This is a genomic window from Enterobacter sp. UPMP2060 (genome assembly GCF_053709655.1).
This window is the reverse complement of the sequence record NZ_JBSKJQ010000001.1, coordinates 951,245-965,993: the sequence shown is the minus strand read 5'-3', so window position 1 is coordinate 965,993 and position 14,749 is coordinate 951,245. Positions and strand designations below refer to the sequence as shown.

Annotated in this window: 18 protein-coding genes; 10 read left to right on the top strand and 8 right to left on the bottom strand. The window is 55.9% G+C overall.

The annotated features are described in order from the left end of the window. Positions 1-55 precede the first annotated feature (55 nt). Together ACWKXN_RS04775 and ACWKXN_RS04770 are read left to right on the top strand one after the other, a co-directional pair. Entirely contained in the window at positions 56-253 is a 198-nt protein-coding gene (locus ACWKXN_RS04775) for a hypothetical protein (protein WP_023311615.1), read from the top strand. 1 nt (position 254) lies between these two features. After that, positions 255-1,043 carry a hypothetical protein gene (locus tag ACWKXN_RS04770; RefSeq protein ID WP_029740578.1) on the top strand — a complete coding sequence of 263 codons (789 nt, stop codon included), beginning with the start codon at positions 255-257 and terminating at the stop codon, positions 1,041-1,043. Here ACWKXN_RS04770 and ACWKXN_RS04765 read toward each other — a convergent pair. From ACWKXN_RS04765 to ACWKXN_RS04755, 3 genes are all read right to left on the bottom strand, one after another. Next, complete coding sequence (locus tag ACWKXN_RS04765; protein WP_454543388.1) at positions 1,024-1,536, bottom strand: N-acetyltransferase family protein; 513 nt, start codon at positions 1,534-1,536, stop codon at positions 1,024-1,026. The genes ACWKXN_RS04770 and ACWKXN_RS04765 overlap by 20 nt on opposite strands. A gap of 18 nt (positions 1,537-1,554) precedes the next feature. Beyond that, positions 1,555-1,959 carry a VOC family protein gene (locus ACWKXN_RS04760; protein WP_039262586.1) on the bottom strand — a complete coding sequence of 135 codons (405 nt, stop codon included), beginning with the start codon at positions 1,957-1,959 and terminating at the stop codon, positions 1,555-1,557. 68 nt (positions 1,960-2,027) lie between these two features. Beyond that, positions 2,028-2,366 carry a winged helix-turn-helix transcriptional regulator gene (locus tag ACWKXN_RS04755; RefSeq protein ID WP_023311611.1) on the bottom strand — a complete coding sequence of 113 codons (339 nt, stop codon included), beginning with the start codon at positions 2,364-2,366 and terminating at the stop codon, positions 2,028-2,030. Positions 2,367-2,456: 90 nt separating this feature from the next. Here ACWKXN_RS04755 and ACWKXN_RS04750 point away from each other — a divergent pair, with 90 nt between their 5' ends. Further along, positions 2,457-3,236 carry an SDR family oxidoreductase gene (locus tag ACWKXN_RS04750; protein ID WP_033145455.1) on the top strand — a complete coding sequence of 260 codons (780 nt, stop codon included), beginning with the start codon at positions 2,457-2,459 and terminating at the stop codon, positions 3,234-3,236. A 51-nt stretch (positions 3,237-3,287) separates the two neighbouring features. Here the strand turns inward: ACWKXN_RS04750 and ACWKXN_RS04745 are convergent, their stop codons facing one another. Further along, a complete protein-coding gene (locus ACWKXN_RS04745) occupies positions 3,288-3,866 on the bottom strand; it encodes a TetR/AcrR family transcriptional regulator (RefSeq protein ID WP_454543387.1) in 579 nt (192 codons plus the stop codon). A 103-nt stretch (positions 3,867-3,969) separates the two neighbouring features. Between ACWKXN_RS04745 and ACWKXN_RS04740 the strand changes: the two genes are divergently transcribed. Further along, positions 3,970-4,437, top strand: coding sequence for a nuclear transport factor 2 family protein (locus ACWKXN_RS04740; protein ID WP_023311608.1), 468 nt, complete (start codon positions 3,970-3,972; stop codon positions 4,435-4,437). Positions 4,438-4,476: 39 nt separating this feature from the next. Here the strand turns inward: ACWKXN_RS04740 and ACWKXN_RS04735 are convergent, their stop codons facing one another. The 3 genes from ACWKXN_RS04735 to ACWKXN_RS04725 all read right to left on the bottom strand — a co-directional run bounded on the left by ACWKXN_RS04735 (position 4,477) and on the right by ACWKXN_RS04725 (position 6,912). Then, positions 4,477-5,016 carry an ester cyclase gene (locus ACWKXN_RS04735; RefSeq protein ID WP_422714612.1) on the bottom strand — a complete coding sequence of 180 codons (540 nt, stop codon included), beginning with the start codon at positions 5,014-5,016 and terminating at the stop codon, positions 4,477-4,479. Between the two features lie 64 nt (positions 5,017-5,080). After that, on the bottom strand, positions 5,081-5,800 hold the full coding sequence (locus ACWKXN_RS04730) for an SDR family oxidoreductase (RefSeq protein WP_182071274.1): 720 nt from the start codon (positions 5,798-5,800) through the stop codon (positions 5,081-5,083). Then, positions 5,797-6,912, bottom strand: coding sequence for an alkene reductase (locus ACWKXN_RS04725; protein WP_334753382.1), 1,116 nt, complete (start codon positions 6,910-6,912; stop codon positions 5,797-5,799). Before ACWKXN_RS04725 ends, ACWKXN_RS04730 begins: the two co-directional genes overlap by 4 nt. 99 nt (positions 6,913-7,011) lie before the next feature. Here ACWKXN_RS04725 and ACWKXN_RS04720 point away from each other — a divergent pair, with 99 nt between their 5' ends. Next, a complete protein-coding gene (locus ACWKXN_RS04720) occupies positions 7,012-7,923 on the top strand; it encodes a LysR family transcriptional regulator (protein WP_023311604.1) in 912 nt (303 codons plus the stop codon). Positions 7,924-8,036: 113 nt separating this feature from the next. Further along, positions 8,037-8,351 carry a PTS sugar transporter subunit IIB gene (locus tag ACWKXN_RS04715; protein ID WP_134866328.1) on the top strand — a complete coding sequence of 105 codons (315 nt, stop codon included), beginning with the start codon at positions 8,037-8,039 and terminating at the stop codon, positions 8,349-8,351. A 44-nt stretch (positions 8,352-8,395) separates the two neighbouring features. Here ACWKXN_RS04715 and ACWKXN_RS04710 read toward each other — a convergent pair whose 3' ends face one another. After that, on the bottom strand, positions 8,396-8,764 hold the full coding sequence (locus ACWKXN_RS04710) for a MerR family transcriptional regulator (protein WP_334753383.1): 369 nt from the start codon (positions 8,762-8,764) through the stop codon (positions 8,396-8,398). Between the two features lie 96 nt (positions 8,765-8,860). Between ACWKXN_RS04710 and ACWKXN_RS04705 the strand changes: the two genes are divergently transcribed. The 4 genes from ACWKXN_RS04705 (at position 8,861) to ACWKXN_RS04690 (ending at position 14,748) form a co-directional block, all read left to right on the top strand. Then, the gene (locus ACWKXN_RS04705) at positions 8,861-9,655 is read left to right on the top strand and encodes an SDR family NAD(P)-dependent oxidoreductase (RefSeq protein WP_454543386.1); all 795 of its coding nucleotides are present in this window, start codon (positions 8,861-8,863) and stop codon (positions 9,653-9,655) included. A gap of 208 nt (positions 9,656-9,863) precedes the next feature. After that, entirely contained in the window at positions 9,864-10,478 is a 615-nt protein-coding gene (locus tag ACWKXN_RS04700) for a TetR/AcrR family transcriptional regulator (RefSeq protein WP_087822516.1), read from the top strand. 74 nt (positions 10,479-10,552) lie between these two features. After that, on the top strand, positions 10,553-11,662 hold the full coding sequence (locus ACWKXN_RS04695; protein ID WP_454543385.1) for an efflux RND transporter periplasmic adaptor subunit: 1,110 nt from the start codon (positions 10,553-10,555) through the stop codon (positions 11,660-11,662). Next, positions 11,659-14,748 (top strand): efflux RND transporter permease subunit, encoded by a 3,090-nt coding sequence (locus tag ACWKXN_RS04690; RefSeq protein WP_454543384.1) that lies wholly within the window; start codon positions 11,659-11,661, stop codon positions 14,746-14,748. Before ACWKXN_RS04695 ends, ACWKXN_RS04690 begins: the two co-directional genes overlap by 4 nt. The last annotated feature ends 1 nt before the right edge of the window (position 14,749 follow it).

Sequence of the window (14,749 nt, the reverse complement as noted above, 5' to 3'; positions counted from 1 at the left end):
GCAAACTCGCAGGTCTTCTTCCAGGCTTATCCTTTTTATTCATAAGGATGCCTGCATGAAACGTTTCTTTCTCTCCCTATTCTCAAGCCCGGAATCCTTACTGCAGGTGATGAGCCAGCAGGAAATCATAGAAGCCGTCGAAGATGGCGATCGCATCATTATCGACCAGGACGGAAACGCCTCGGTGAACTACAAAAGCAACGAGGTACGGCAGGATTTTCTGCGTCACGTCAACATGCTGAAGAGGGCCTGATATGGGAACGGCGATATTTATGGTGCTGATGGTATGCGGGTACTGGTACACCAGCCGCGACCTGTCGACACGCTTTAAAATCAAGCGCTCCTTTGGCTGGGACGTCTATTTTCTTGTGGCGCTGTACGGCTGTATTTTCGTTCTGCAGGGCGTGATTGCCACCGGTCTGCTCTGGCTGCTCCTGCTCGCTCTTTCTGCAGCCAACAACGCTTTTCACTTTGCCTCGCCGAAATATACCGACTGGCAAATCGACTTTATGAACTGGAGCTTTTTAGGCATTCAGGCGCCGGTGGTCGTGATGCTGGCGTTTGCCATCCTGTTTTGCCTCTACCGCTCTAACTGGGCAGGCAGCGCCAGGCTGGACGGCGAAAGCCGGAAAAAGCTCTATAAACGTCTGGCGCAGTCGAGCGGTATTGAACAGCTGCTGTATCAGTGTATGGAGCAAGGGGAACTGGCGCAGGTCACGCTGCGGTCGAGGCGGATTTACGTCGGCATGATCCACACCGCGACGCTGGAATATGAAAAAACGGCCAATATCGTGCTGATCCCGATGTTAAGCGGGTACAGAGATGCGAAGACGATGAACTTTCGCATCGAGAATAACTACAGCAAGTGGTATGCGGAGCATGACATCACGCTCGACTCCGAGCCCCGCAGCGCCATGTCATTCCGGAAGGTGATTTTACTCAATCAGATTGAGAGCCTCTCGCTGTTCGATCCCGCCAGCGCCAGCGCGCTATCGCTGGCACAGCGCGACGAGAGCTCTCGCCCTAAAGAGACATCCCCATAATTCTGAGAATGCTCTGCTGTGAAGCGGTTTCGAAAAGGACGTTCTTAACGCAGAGCATGCCCTGCTTCTGGTAGAACCGGTACGCTCCCGCGTTCTGCTCAAGCACTTCCAGCCAGAGATAGTCTTTTCCCCTGCTCCGGGCCATATCGGTGATGCTGTTGAACATCACCTGGCCATAGTTCTTGCCGGTCTCGGTGGGATCGAGGTAGAGCTTGTTGAGGAGAACGCCCTTCTTGTCCGTTTCCGGGAGCAGGGCTTCCCAGGTCACTTTCATAAATCCCACTGGCCGATCGGTCTCAGCAACACACCAGGAAACAGCGTTATCTTTCAGGCTCTGTTCAAGTACGGAAAGCGCGTACTCGCCGTCCAGAAAATCCTTCATCTCTGCGTCTGACACCCACAGATGCTGAAAATGGGCGGGATAGATTCGGTATCCCAGCTCGCTTAAGAGCGCGGCATCGGCACGGGTGGCCTGTCGAATTTGAAGCGTCATGGAAAGTCTCCCTGGTAATCACCCGCGTTGGGCATTTTGGTAGAGATCCCAGCGGTTGCCGTAAATATCTTCAAACACCACTACCGTACCGTACTCTTCCTCACGAGGCTCTTCGCAGAAATGAACGCCTTTGTCTTTCATGGCACGGTAATCGCGCCAAAAATCGTCCGTCTGGAGGAAGAGGAAAACTCTGCCGCCGCATTGATTGCCGATAAAGCTTTCCTGCCTCTCGTTAGAAGCGCGAGCCAGCAAAATGTTGCAGTCACTTTCCGGGTTGGGTGAGACGACCACCCAGCGTTTACCCGGTTGAGGCGTATCCTCTACGAGGGTAAACCCCAGCTTGTTGGTGTAGTATTCAATGGCGCGATCGTAGTCATCAACCACAATAGCCACGCAGCCAAGGCATCGCTTCTGTGTTCTCATTTTTCGTTTCCTTTGCATAAATGGGTTACGGGCAACGCTATTCCATTGCAGCGTGCTGGCCGCCGGGTTTACTGGCTTGCGTAAGCCTCGCGCTTTTCTGCCCATTTCAGCATGGCATCAAGCGCCGGACATAATGCCTGCCCCCAATCGGTGAGGCGATACTCCACTTTCGGTGGCACTTGCGGGTAGACCATCCGCGAAACGATACCATCGGATTCAAGTTGCCTGAGCTGCTGCGCCAGCATCTTCTGGGAAATACCGGGGATCAGTTTTTCGAAATCTGAGTAGCGCTGCACTTTTCCGTCGAAAAGATGAAAAAGAATAATTAATTTCCAGCGGCCTTCCAGCAGCCGTAACACTTGCTCCACCCCGCTCGCGGCAGATTCCGGACTATATAACTTACTCATAATTCAGTAGCTCACTTTTTCGTGCGTACTTGTCAATTTCTCAGTCTATGTTGAATATACCTGTACTGTAAATAACGGGAGTGCAAGGTCATGTCATTAGATATTGATTTTAAAGGCAAACGCGTGCTTGTTACCGCGGGCACGAAAGGGCTCGGAAAAGCGGTCGTCGGGCTTTTAAAACAGCTCGGTGCAACGGTATTCACCACTGCGCGCCACGAGCCGGACGTAGATGTCGCAGATACTTTCGTCGCCGCTGACCTTACGACGGTCGCTGGATGTGCCGCTGTCGCATCTGCGGTTCAGGAGCAGATGGGAGGCGTCGACGTGATTATCCATGTTGCGGGCGGTTCAACCTCACCTGGTGGCGGTTTTGCTGCGCTTGGCGAAGAAGAGTGGCAGCAGGAGCTCAATCTTAATTTGTTGCCTGCAGTACGCTTAGATCGCGCCCTGCTTCCCGGAATGCTCGCGCAGGGAAATGGGGTGATTATTCACGTGACGTCTATTCAGCGCGAGCTGCCGTTACCGGAATCAACAACGGGTTATGCGGCGGCTAAAGCAGCCCTCTCAACCTACAGTAAAAGCCTTTCAAAGGAAGTCTCACCGAAGGGCGTTCGGGTGGTGCGCGTTGCGCCCGGCTGGATCGAAACTGAAGCGGCGGTTGCACTGGCGGAGAGGCTGGCAAAGCAGGCAGGTACAGACTACGAAGGCGGCAAGCAGATTATTATGAAGGCGCTAGGTGGAATACCGCTCGGACGCCCTGCCAGACCGATTGAGGTGGCCAACCTCATCGTCTTCCTCGCTTCATCGCATGCTGCGAGTATCACAGGTACTGAATTTGTGATTGATGGCGGCACCATTCCCACAGTGTAACGCGGGTGCTTAATCGGCTCGGTGCGAGAGTTGATTAAGCACCGGGGAATATCACTGTTCGGACAGTTTCTCCAGGCCCTTTTTTAACACATGTCTTACCGTTTCTGAATCCATACCCATCTGTGCATGAATAATTGCGCCGTCAATGAGCAGCATGATTTCATTGACGACGCGCTCATCAGCACTCTTCGTCAGCAAGGCAATAATTTTCTTTGTTTCTGATTTATGACTGCGGCATATCTCTTTTATTTCGTTTTCAATATCTTCCGATTTCGCCTCTGCGCTGGCGTTAATAAACGCGCAGCCGTGGAACTCGGGCGAAATAAACCATTCGTAAAGCGTTGCAGATATCGCATCGGCAGGTATTTCGCCTTCATCGAGATGTCGACGCAGCGTGGTCTCAAACCAGTTAATCCATATTTCATGCCGGTAGTTCAAATAGGCAAGAATAAGCAAGCTCTTACTCGGGAAATGGCGATAGAAAGTCACCTTGGTCACTTTAGACGCTTTAATCAGCGTATCCACCCCCGTCGCCCTGAAGCCCGTGGAATAAAACAGATCGTGCGCCGTGAGTAATATCTTATCTCTGACGCTGATTTTAGTATCGTTGCCTGCGGGTTCTGTTTTCACTTTTGGGTAGCCTCTAAAATAATGTTGACAGCGTTATTTTACAGGCATAGATTACCGCAAGTAGACAGACCTGTCTACATAATATAACACTGAGGTAATCGCCATGAACACACGTCCTCCTTTACCGCCCTTCACTCGTGAAAGCGCCATCGAAAAAGTCAGACTGGCAGAAGATGGCTGGAACAGCCGCGACCCGGCGAAAGTCGCGCTTGCCTATACGCTGGATACCCAATGGCGTAACCGCGCAGAGTTCGCCACCAACCGTGAAGAAGCCCAGGCGTTTCTGGAGCGGAAATGGAAAAAAGAGCTGGACTATCGTCTGATTAAAGAGCTCTGGGCATTTACGGAGAACCGGATCGCGGTGCGCTATGCCTATGAATGGCATGATGATTCCGGCAACTGGTTCCGCTCTTACGGCAATGAAAACTGGGAGTTTGAGCCGGACGGACTGATGAAGCGCCGCTTTGCCTGCGTAAACGATATGCCAATCAAAGCCTCTGAGCGTCTGTTCCACTGGCCGCTGGGCAGACGCCCGGACGATCACCCTTCGCTGAGCGATCTTGGCTTATAGGATTTTTGCATCACTCCGGGCCGCCCCGGAGTGATGAACTTACAGCGCGCCCAGCTGTTTCATCAGCGTCAGGTTGTCCTCAATATGCCAGTTAGCCACGATCTTACCGTCACCAATCTCATAAATATCCGTGGCGATAAAATCTATTTTCTGCCCCTTTCCTTTCAGCTTGCCAAATGTTCCGGTGAACGTGCCGTGAAAATGTAAATGCGAAACCACGCGATCGCCTGAAATAATCATTTGCTCAACGTCACAGCGCAAATCAGGCACGGCTGCACGAAACGCGCGGGACGCTAAAATAGCGCCTTCCGGCCCCTGCCTACGCCCTTCCGGAGGCGTTTTATCAATAAAACCTGCCGCCAGGGCATCACGCGCCAGGTTTTCATTACCCGTGTTCCAGAATGAAGCATATTCTCTGGCGGCGGCTTCACTCGCCTTTAATTGCGCCTGCGGCAGGCTGTTGTCCACTATAAGCTGTTTCGGCTGAAGCCATTCCCCCTGCGCGGAAATCGCATTGCCCGACAGACCTGCAAAAATAACCATCGCTACAGCCGAATGAAAATACGTCGTATATTTCATGATATCTCTCAATAGAGTATTACATTACCCGCAGTCGATTTCCTGCGGTTCAAATCAAAGAGGGTCAGTTAATTAACGCCCCGCCCTCAATATCAATGACCGACCCCGTGACAAAGGGATTTTCAATGGCGAAAAGATACCCTTGCGCGACGTTCTCCGCCCTTCCCCAGGCTTTGGCTGGCAGGGTTTCCGCCGCGCCAGCGAGCATTTTTTTCCGCGCGGCGGCGTCCATGCCCGCATACGCTTCCGTGTCGGTCAGCCCCGGACTCACGACGTTGACGCGCAGCGGTGAAAGCTCTTTCGCCAGCACTTTTGTCGCGGCCTCGATGGCGGCATTCATCGTCGTTTTAACAATGGCCCCCGCCACGGTGCGACGCGCCACGAACCCGCTGGTGAACGTCAGCGTACCGCCGGGGGCGATGTTCCCGCTGAGATAGCGGGCGACATTGATGCTTCCCCAGAATTTTGTATCAAAAGCCAGCCTTGCCGCGCGGAGATCCAGCCCGGAAAGAAGCCCTCCCGGAGCCAGTGAACCCGCCGTAACGACGATATTATTGACCTCACCCAGCGTTTCACCGAGTGCGACAAGCTCTGCCTCACGGCTGATATCCAGCACGAGGGTATGAACAGACGCGGCGTGGGCGCTCAGCCGTTGCCGCGCAGCGTCCAGCTTCGCGCCGTCGCGGCCCGCGAGAATAATCTCCTCGCCGCGCCCGGCAAGCAGGCTGCCCACGGCGAAACCGATGCCGGAAGCGCCGCCGATAATTAAGGTTTTACGGGTCATAGCGTTTTCTCCTGCAGGGTGTAAATGGGGTAATCGGTATATCCCGTCGCGGTTCCGCCAAACAGCGTGGCGGGATCGCGCACCTGGGCCAGAGGCAGCTGGTGCGCCAGACGGTGGGGTAAATCCGGGTTGGCAATAAACGGCCGTCCGAAGGCAATCAAATCGGCATAGCCGGCAGCAAGGATCTTTTCCGCTTTTTGAAGGTCATAGTTCCCCGCGACGATAAGGGTTCCGCTAAAGGTCTCGCGTAGCGATTGACGGAACTGCTCTGGTACCTGCGGCGCATCGTCCCAGTCGGCTTCCGCCAGGTGGATGAACGCAATCCCTTCTTGTTCACACCAGGCCGCGAGAGCGAGTATGGCTTCCGTCACCTGCGGATCGTTCATCCCGCGCTGGGTAATAAACGGGGAAAGGCGAATGCCCGTACGCTCGCGGCCAATGGCCTCGGCAATGGCGCTTAGCACCTCCTGAGCAAAGCGGATCCGGTTCGCCAGCGTGCCGCCGTACTCGTCCGTGCGTTTGTTGGAGGTTTGCCGCAGAAACTGGTCGATCAGATAGCCGTTTCCGCCGTGAACCTCCACGCCGTCAAACCCGGCCTGAACGGCATTCAGTGCCGCCTGACGATAGTCCGCGATGATGCTGTGAATGTCCTTGCGCGAGAGCGTTCTCGGCTGCGGGCAGTCAACCATTTGGCCTTCGCCCTTTTCGTTCACCACCCACACCTGCGCGTCCGGCGCCAGTGCTGACGGGGCGACGGGCTGACCATCCTGATGAAAGCTGGCGTGCGACATCCGCCCGACGTGCCAGAGCTGCGAAAAAATCACCCCTCCCGCCTGATGCACGGCGCCCGTCGTGAGTTGCCATCCTGAAACCTGCTCAGGCGAATAGATGCCGGGCGTCCATGAGTATCCCTGCCCCTGAGGCGAAATCTGGGTGGCTTCCGTGATGATTAATCCGGCGCTGGCCCGCTGCCGGTAATACTCCGCCATCAGCGCTGAAGGAATATTTCCCGGTTGAAGGGAGCGCGCTCGGGTCATCGGCGCCATGACGATACGGTTTTTCAGGTCCCGCTGACCCAGCCTGTAGCGTTCAAAAAGTGAGATACGTTGCATGTTTTCATCCCTTATGGTTTGGATGAAATCACTTTACAGACGGCATCTGATTTTGATAATTACGCTAAAATAAGATGCACTTTTCGGAAAATATGAATAATGGGTAAACTCGAAGACATGGCGTTACTGGTGGAAGTTGCCGAGGCCGGTGGTCTTTCTGCCGCCGGGCGACGCCTGTCGCTTTCTCCCGCCACCATGACGGCCAGGCTGAAGGCGATTGAGGAGCGTTACCAGACGCGCCTGTTTCACCGCTCAACGCGATCGATCGCGCTGACCCGCGCCGGGGAAGAGTTTTACCATGCCGCGCTGCGCGTGCTGGAAGAAGTGCATCACGCCGAGTCGTTACTGGCGCAAAAGGAAGGCGTGCTCAGCGGCAACATTCGCCTTTCTGCGCCCTCGGACTTTGGCAGACAGTATCTTAGCCCCGCCGTCGTGGAATTCTCCCGACGCCATCCCGACGTTAAATTTTTCATCTCGTTAAGAGAACACGTTGAGGACCTGGTCGCTAACCGGCTGGATATGAGCGTGCGTTTTGGCAACCTGCCGGACAGCAGCCTTGTCGTCAGAAACATCCGCCCGAACCATCGGGTGCTGGTCGCCTCCGGGGAGTATCTTAACGAACGCGGCATCCCCGCCACGTTTGCCGATTTAGCTCAGCACCGGTGCCTGGCGCTTGAGTCTCAGGGCGTGGTGATGAACGAATGGCGCTTTGAAAAAGATGGCGAGGAAAGCGTCGTTCGCGTTGAGCCTGCCATGGTGTGCGATGACGGGGCTTTGCTTCGTCAATGGGCACTCAGCGGAGCTGGCATCGCGGGGAAATCGTGGTGGGACGTCAAAGACGATGTTGAAACCGGAAGGCTCACGGTACTGTTTGCCGACAGCTTCACCGGCTTTAGCCGATACGATCGCAAAGATGTCGGCCTGCAGCTTGTTTACCCCCAGCGCAAACTGCAGCCGCTTCAGGTCACGGCGTTTAGCCAGTTTTTTCTCGACTGGCTAAAAAAACAGTAAAATTAAATCGCGTCAGGCATCTGCGGTTAATTTCTCGCCAAAATAAGAGATAGCGCGCATTTCGTTGACAACCTCAGGACTACTCTGTGTGCGGTTTTCAGGAGGTACAAAATATGAAAAAGCTTCTGATCTGTTGTTTGTTTGGTAATACCGCAAACTCTCTCGCCAAAAAAATGCAGTCTCTGGCAGAACGCGAAGGCTATCCGCTGATGATTAGCGCTGTTGGGCTGGATAACTTCGCCAGCGTCGCTCCCGCTTTCGATGGTTTCCTCATCGCGCCGCACATTCAGTACAAACTCGATGAGATAAAAGAAACGGTGGGCAATACGCGTTCACTCGCCATTATTGAGAGCCTGCCCTATGCCTCTCTCGACGCGAGGAACGTATTGAATTTCGTGAAGGAACAGATGCCTGAACTGGCTGCCTGACAGATAAGGCCGCATCGGTTTTGCGGCCTCCTCTCACCCGGCGATCAAAACGTGTCGACACAAGGCTGGCCGACCTTATTAAGGGCATTTTTCAACCTGGCTCTGAGTTCAATTAACGCCGCTTCTTTCTCTTCAAGCTGCTGCAGCTTGTGGCGCAGAGACGCCTGTTTTTGCTCAGCGGTAAAGTTGTCGTCAACCCAGACAGCCAAAACATCTGAAATTTCAGCTAAGGTAAAACCCAGCATTTTGGCATGCTTGATCATGTTTAAACGCTGTAAATCGACGGCGGAATAGACTTTATAGTTATTGCTGCGATTGGGTTGCGGGATATTCTCTAACAGCCCCTGTCGCTCATAGTAACGCACCGTTTCTTTCGACAATCCCGTTTTCGCACACAGTTCACCAATTCGCATCGCGTCGCCCTCACCTTGTAAAAATCACGCTTGACCGTGTACCTAAGTGCACGGTTTATGCTGTGCAGCATACATTAGGGAAACGGGATTAAACATATGAATTCTTTTGATTATACAGGTAAAACAGCGCTGATTACCGGAGCGTCGTCGGGCATAGGCCGTGATTTTGCCCGGCAGCTCGCCGACCGCGGCGTGGCCTTGATCCTGGTCGCCCGCTCCGAGCCAAGGCTACAGGCGCTTGCCGTAGAGTTAGTCAGAAAGCACGGCGTCTCCATCACGATTATCGTGCAGAATTTAGTGAAGCCGGAAGCCATTCCGCACATTGTGGAACGGCTTGAAACCTTAAGACGCGTCCCCGACATTCTGATCAATTGCGCCGGCTTCGCCACCTACGGGCTATTCGAAAAGTTGTCGATCGACAGGCAGCGTGATGAGGTAAACGTAAACTGCATGGCCCCCGTAGAGCTGACTCACGCCTTGCTGCCGGGAATGCTGCAGCAGGGCTCCGGGGTAATTATTAACGTTGCCTCAACCGCCGCGATGCAGCCGGATCCCTATATGGCGATTTATGGCGCAACCAAAGCCTTCCTGCTCTCGTTTTCGAACGCGCTGTGGGGAGAATATCGCTCCAGGGGCATCCGCGTCCTGGCGCTTTGCCCCGGCGCAACGGATACGGCCTTTTTTGATGTGGTGAATGCTGAGGAAGCCTCGGTAGGGAAAAGAATGCCCGCTGACAAAGTGGTCGCCCTGGCGTTGAAGGCCGTTGAGAGTAACCGTAACTACCTGATTACCGGATGCGGTAACTGGCTTCTGGGGCAGCTACACCGGTTCGTGACGCGCAGGCGTCTGGTGCTTATCGTTGAAAAAATATTGCGTCCGCGCTCGGCCTGAGCAAAAACGGCTCCGTTCAGCGCAAGGGAGTTGCGCTGAAATGCTCGCTTATCGCAGGCAGATAGATGCCATAGTGCACGAAAAACAGTGATACACTTACCGCACATGGTTGATCGTCCCGTCTGAAGGGCTCATGATGAATGATGGTAACCAAATCTCAGAATGGTCACTCGTTGTTAATCGTAGCCTGTCACGCTAAGCTTAAATAATGACTAAAAATATGAATCCCCCATCATCACGTGGTCCCCTTGACCACGCTGTCAGAGAGCAAATCGTCGAAGCGGCTTTTGAGCACTTCGGCCACTACGGCTATGAAAAAACCACCGTCGCCGAACTGGCTAAATCCATCGGCTTTTCAAAGTCCTATATATATAAGTTTTTCGATTCCAAACAGGCAATCGGCGAGGTGATTTGCGCTAACCGCCTGGAGCTGATCATGGCGGCAGTGCTTTCCGCCATCGAGGATGCGCCGTCGGCAAGCGAAAAATTACGCCGCCTTTTCAAAGCGCTCACCGAGGCGGGAAGCGAGCTGTTTTTCCACGACCGTAAGCTATACGACATCGCCGCCGTCGCCGCGCAGGAGCAGTGGCCTTCCACGCAAAAGTACAGTGAAAGCCTGATGAAGCTGATCGAGAGCATCATTATCGAAGGCAGGCAGGCCGGCGAGTTTGAAAGAAAAACGCCGCTGGATGAAGTCACCTGTGCCGTCTACATGGTGATGTGCCCTTACATTAACCCCGTTCAGCTACAGTACAACCTCGAAATGGCCCCCACGGCGGCAGTGCTACTCTCTTCACTGATTTTAAGAAGCCTGGCCCCCTAACTTGTGACCATTGACAATTTTGGTCACTAGTCAGAGAATGCGGATACCGTCCTGTTACGTCAAAAAGGTTTCCCATGCTCAGGCTCACTTCAGCCCGCGTTGCCGTTTGTCTCCTGCCGTTTGCCCTGGTGGCGTGCGGCGATATTTCCGCGAGTGACGATCCGCGCACCAAGCCACCGCTCGTCAGATCCGCCTCCGTCGAGCTTGCGAACAATAACGCCCGCGCCTTCACGGGCGTGGTGGTCGCAAGAACGCAAAGCGATTTAGGTTTCAGGGTTCAGGGAAAAATCCTTGAGCGGCTGGTCGATACGGGCCAGACCGTCAAACAGGGCCAGCCCCTGCTGCGCCTGGATCCGGTTGACCTGAAGTTACAGGCTCAGGCGCAGCAGCGCGCGGTGGATGCGGCCCAGGCGCGCGCGCGAAAAGCCACCAGCGATGAGGCGCGCTATCGCGGTCTTGTGGCGTCCGGCGCGGTGTCTGCCTCGGAGTATGACCAGATCAAAGCGGCGGCCGATACGGCCAGGGCCGATCTCAGCGCCGCCCGGGCGCAGGCCAGCGTGGCGCAAAACGCCACGGGCTATGCCGTGCTGCTGGCGGATTCGGACGGCGTGGTCATGGAGACGCTCGCCGAGCCGGGTCAGGTCGTCAGCGCCGGACAGGTGGCGATCAGGCTCGCCAGAGCGGGACAGCGTGAAGCGCTCGTCCAGCTTCCGGAAACGCTGCGCCCTGCCGTCGGCAGCGAAGCGCAGGCCACGCTGTATGGCAATGAAAAACATCCGGTCACCGCAACGCTGCGCCTGCTGTCTGATTCGGCCGATGCCGCGACCCGCACGTATGAAGCCCGCTACGTGCTGGATGGCCTGCTGGCGAACGCGCCGCTGGGGGCGACCGTCACGCTGAACGTTCAGGACAACAAAGCGGAAGGTCAGGTCATGCAGGTCCCGCTGGCCTCACTCTATGATGCAGGAAAAGGTCCCGGCGTCTGGCTTATTTCCGCCCAGCCGGCAAAGGTCGCATGGACGCCCGTCAGGGTGCTGAGCGTGGGTGAAGATGCGGCGCAGGTCACGGGCGGCGTGAAGCCCGGTGAGAAGATTGTTGCGTTAGGCGCCCATCTTCTGCACGAAGGTGAGGTCGTCAGGCTTGCTGAGCAGCGCAATGCCGCCCTGGCGGAGAACACACCATGAGCGGAAGCCGCTTCAACCTGTCGGCGCTGGCCGTCCGCGAACGTTCCGTCACGCTGTTTCTGATCGTTCTCGTTACCATCGCCGGAATTTACGCCTTCTTTGGGCTCGGGCGTGCGGAAGATCCGCCCTTCACGGTAAAGCAAATGACGGTGATAACCGTCTGGCCGGGCGCGACCGCGCAGGAAATTCAGGATCAGGTCGCCGAGCCGCTGGAAAAGCGCCTGCAGGAACTCAAATGGTACGACCGTACCGAAACCTATACCCGTCCCGGCATGGCGTTTATCACGTTGTCATTGCAGGACAAGACCCCGCCTGCCGAAGTGCAGGAGGAGTTCTATCAGGCGCGTAAGAAGCTTGGAGATGAATCTCAGCGACTTCCGGCGGGCGTCATCGGCCCGATGATCAATGACGAATTCTCGGATGTCACCTTTGCCCTCTTTGCCCTGAAAGCGAAAGGCGAACCGCAGCGGCTGCTGGTACGCGATGCCGAAGGCCTGCGCCAGCAGCTTCTGCACGTTCCCGGCGTGAAGAAAGTGAACATTATCGGCGAACAGGCCGAGCGGATTTACATCTCCTTCTCCCACGACCGTCTGGCGACGATAGGGCTCTCACCCCAGGATATTTTCAACGCCCTCAACAGCCAGAACGCGTTAGCCGCGGCGGGCTCTATTGAGACCCGAGGCGCGCAGATTTTTATCCGCCTGGACGGCGCGTTCGATGAACTGCAGAAAATCCGCGATACGCCTTTTATTGCTCAGGGCAAAACGCTCAAGCTGTCCGATGTGGCAACGGTTGAGCGAGGCTACGAAGATCCCCCGACGATGCTGATACGCAATCAGCATGAGCCCGCCCTTCTGCTGGGCATTGTGATGCGTGAAGGCTGGAACGGTCTGGCGCTGGGGAAAGCGCTGGATGCGGAAACGGCAAAAATAAATGATAGCCTGCCGCTGGGCATGTCCCTGACCAAAGTCACCGACCAGTCCGTGAATATTCGCTCGTCGGTCGATGAGTTCATGATCAAATTCTTCGTCGCCCTGCTTGTGGTCATGGTGGTGTGTTTTGTCAGCATGGGCTGGCGCGTGGGTGTTGTCGTTGCGGCGGCGGTACCGCTGACGCTGGCGGTCGTTTTCGTGGTGATGGAAGCCGCGGGGATAAACTTTGACCGCGTGACGCTGGGCTCCCTGATCCTCGCCCTCGGCCTGCTGGTTGATGATGCCATCATCGCCATCGAAATGATGGTGGTAAAAATGGAGGAAGGTTACGACAGAATCAAAGCCTCGGCCTTCGCCTGGAGCCATACCGCCGCGCCCATGCTGGCCGGTACCCTGGTGACGGCCATTGGATTTATGCCGAATGGTTTTGCCCAGTCGACCGCAGGGGAATACACCAGCAATATGTTCTGGATCGTCGGCCTCGCCCTGATTGCCTCGTGGTTTGTCGCGGTGGTGTTCACGCCCTATCTTGGGGTGAAGATCCTGCCGGCGATCCCCATAGTCGAAGGGGGTCATGCCGCCATCTATAACACGCCTCGCTATAACCGTTTTCGCCGGCTGCTGGCCCGCGTTATCGCCAGAAAATGGCGGGTGGCCGGGTTGGTGGTCGCCATTTTCATCCTGGCCGTGCTCGGCATGGGGCTGGTTAAAAAACAATTCTTCCCGACCTCCGATCGCCCGGAAGTGCTGGTTGAGGTGCAGATGCCCTACGGTACCTCGATTGAGCAAACCAGCGCCGCCACCGCAAAAATCGAAGCGTGGCTGGGCCAGCAGCCCGAAGCCAAAATTGTCACGGCCTATATTGGTCAGGGTTCACCCCGTTTTTATCTGGCGATGGCGCCAGAACTGCCCGACCCGTCTTTTGCGAAAATAGTGATCCTGACGGACAGCGAGACGTCACGCGAGGCGCTCAAGCTCCGGCTGAGGGACGCTGTCGCCAACGGCCTTGCCCCCGAAGCGCGCGTGCGGGTAACGCAGCTGGTGTTTGGCCCGTACTCGCCCTTCCCGGTTGCCTGGCGCGTGTCGGGGCCGGATGTCGAACAGGTTCATGACATCGCTGACCGGGTGAAAGCCGTGCTCCAGGCAAGCCCGATGATGAGAACCGTCAACACCGACTGGGGCTCACGCGTTCCCGTCCTGCATTTCACCCTCGATCAAAACCGCCTGCAGGCGACCGGCTTGACCTCAAGTGCCGTTGCCGATCAGCTTCAGTTTCTGCTCTCAGGCGTGCCTGTCACCTCCGTGCGGGAAGATATTCGCTCGGTTGAGGTCATTGGCCGCGCGGCGGGAGATATCCGTCTCGATCCGGCCAAAATCGAAGGTTTCACCCTTGTCGGCAATGCGGGACAGCGCGTTCCGCTGTCTCAAATCGGCAAGATTGAGATCGGTATGGAAGATCCGATCCTGCGCCGCCGCGATCGCACTCCGACGATTACCGTGCGGGGCGATATCGCTAACCATCTTCAGCCACCGGATGTGTCGGTCGCCATCATGAAGCAGCTCAATCCGATTGTTGATGCGCTGCCGGCCGGATACCGAATAGACATGGCGGGTTCGATTGAGGAATCGGGCAAAGCCACGCAGGCCATGATTCCGCTGTTCCCTATCATGATTGCCCTGACGCTGCTGATCATCATTTTGCAGGTGCGCTCAATCTCGGCGATGGTGATGGTGTTCTTAACCGCGCCGCTGGGGCTGATTGGCGTGGTGCCCGTGCTGTTGATTTTCAATCAGCCGTTTGGCATCAACGCGCTGGTCGGCTTGATCGCCCTTTCCGGCATTCTGATGCGCAATACGCTGATCCTGATCGGTCAAATCGATCATAACCAGAAGGAGGGCCTCGAGCCGTTCCAGGCGGTGGTTGAAGCGACGGTCCAGCGCGCACGCCCTGTCCTTCTGACCGCCATGGCCGCCGTGCTGGCGTTTATTCCCCTGACGCATTCGGTGTTCTGGGGCACGCTGGCCTACACGCTGATAGGCGGAACGCTGGGCGGGACGATCGTCACGCTCGTCTTCCTGCCCGCGATGTATGCGATCTGGTTCCGGATCCGACCATCGGAACAACGCGTGCAGCACCGAACAGAAAACGTGTAAA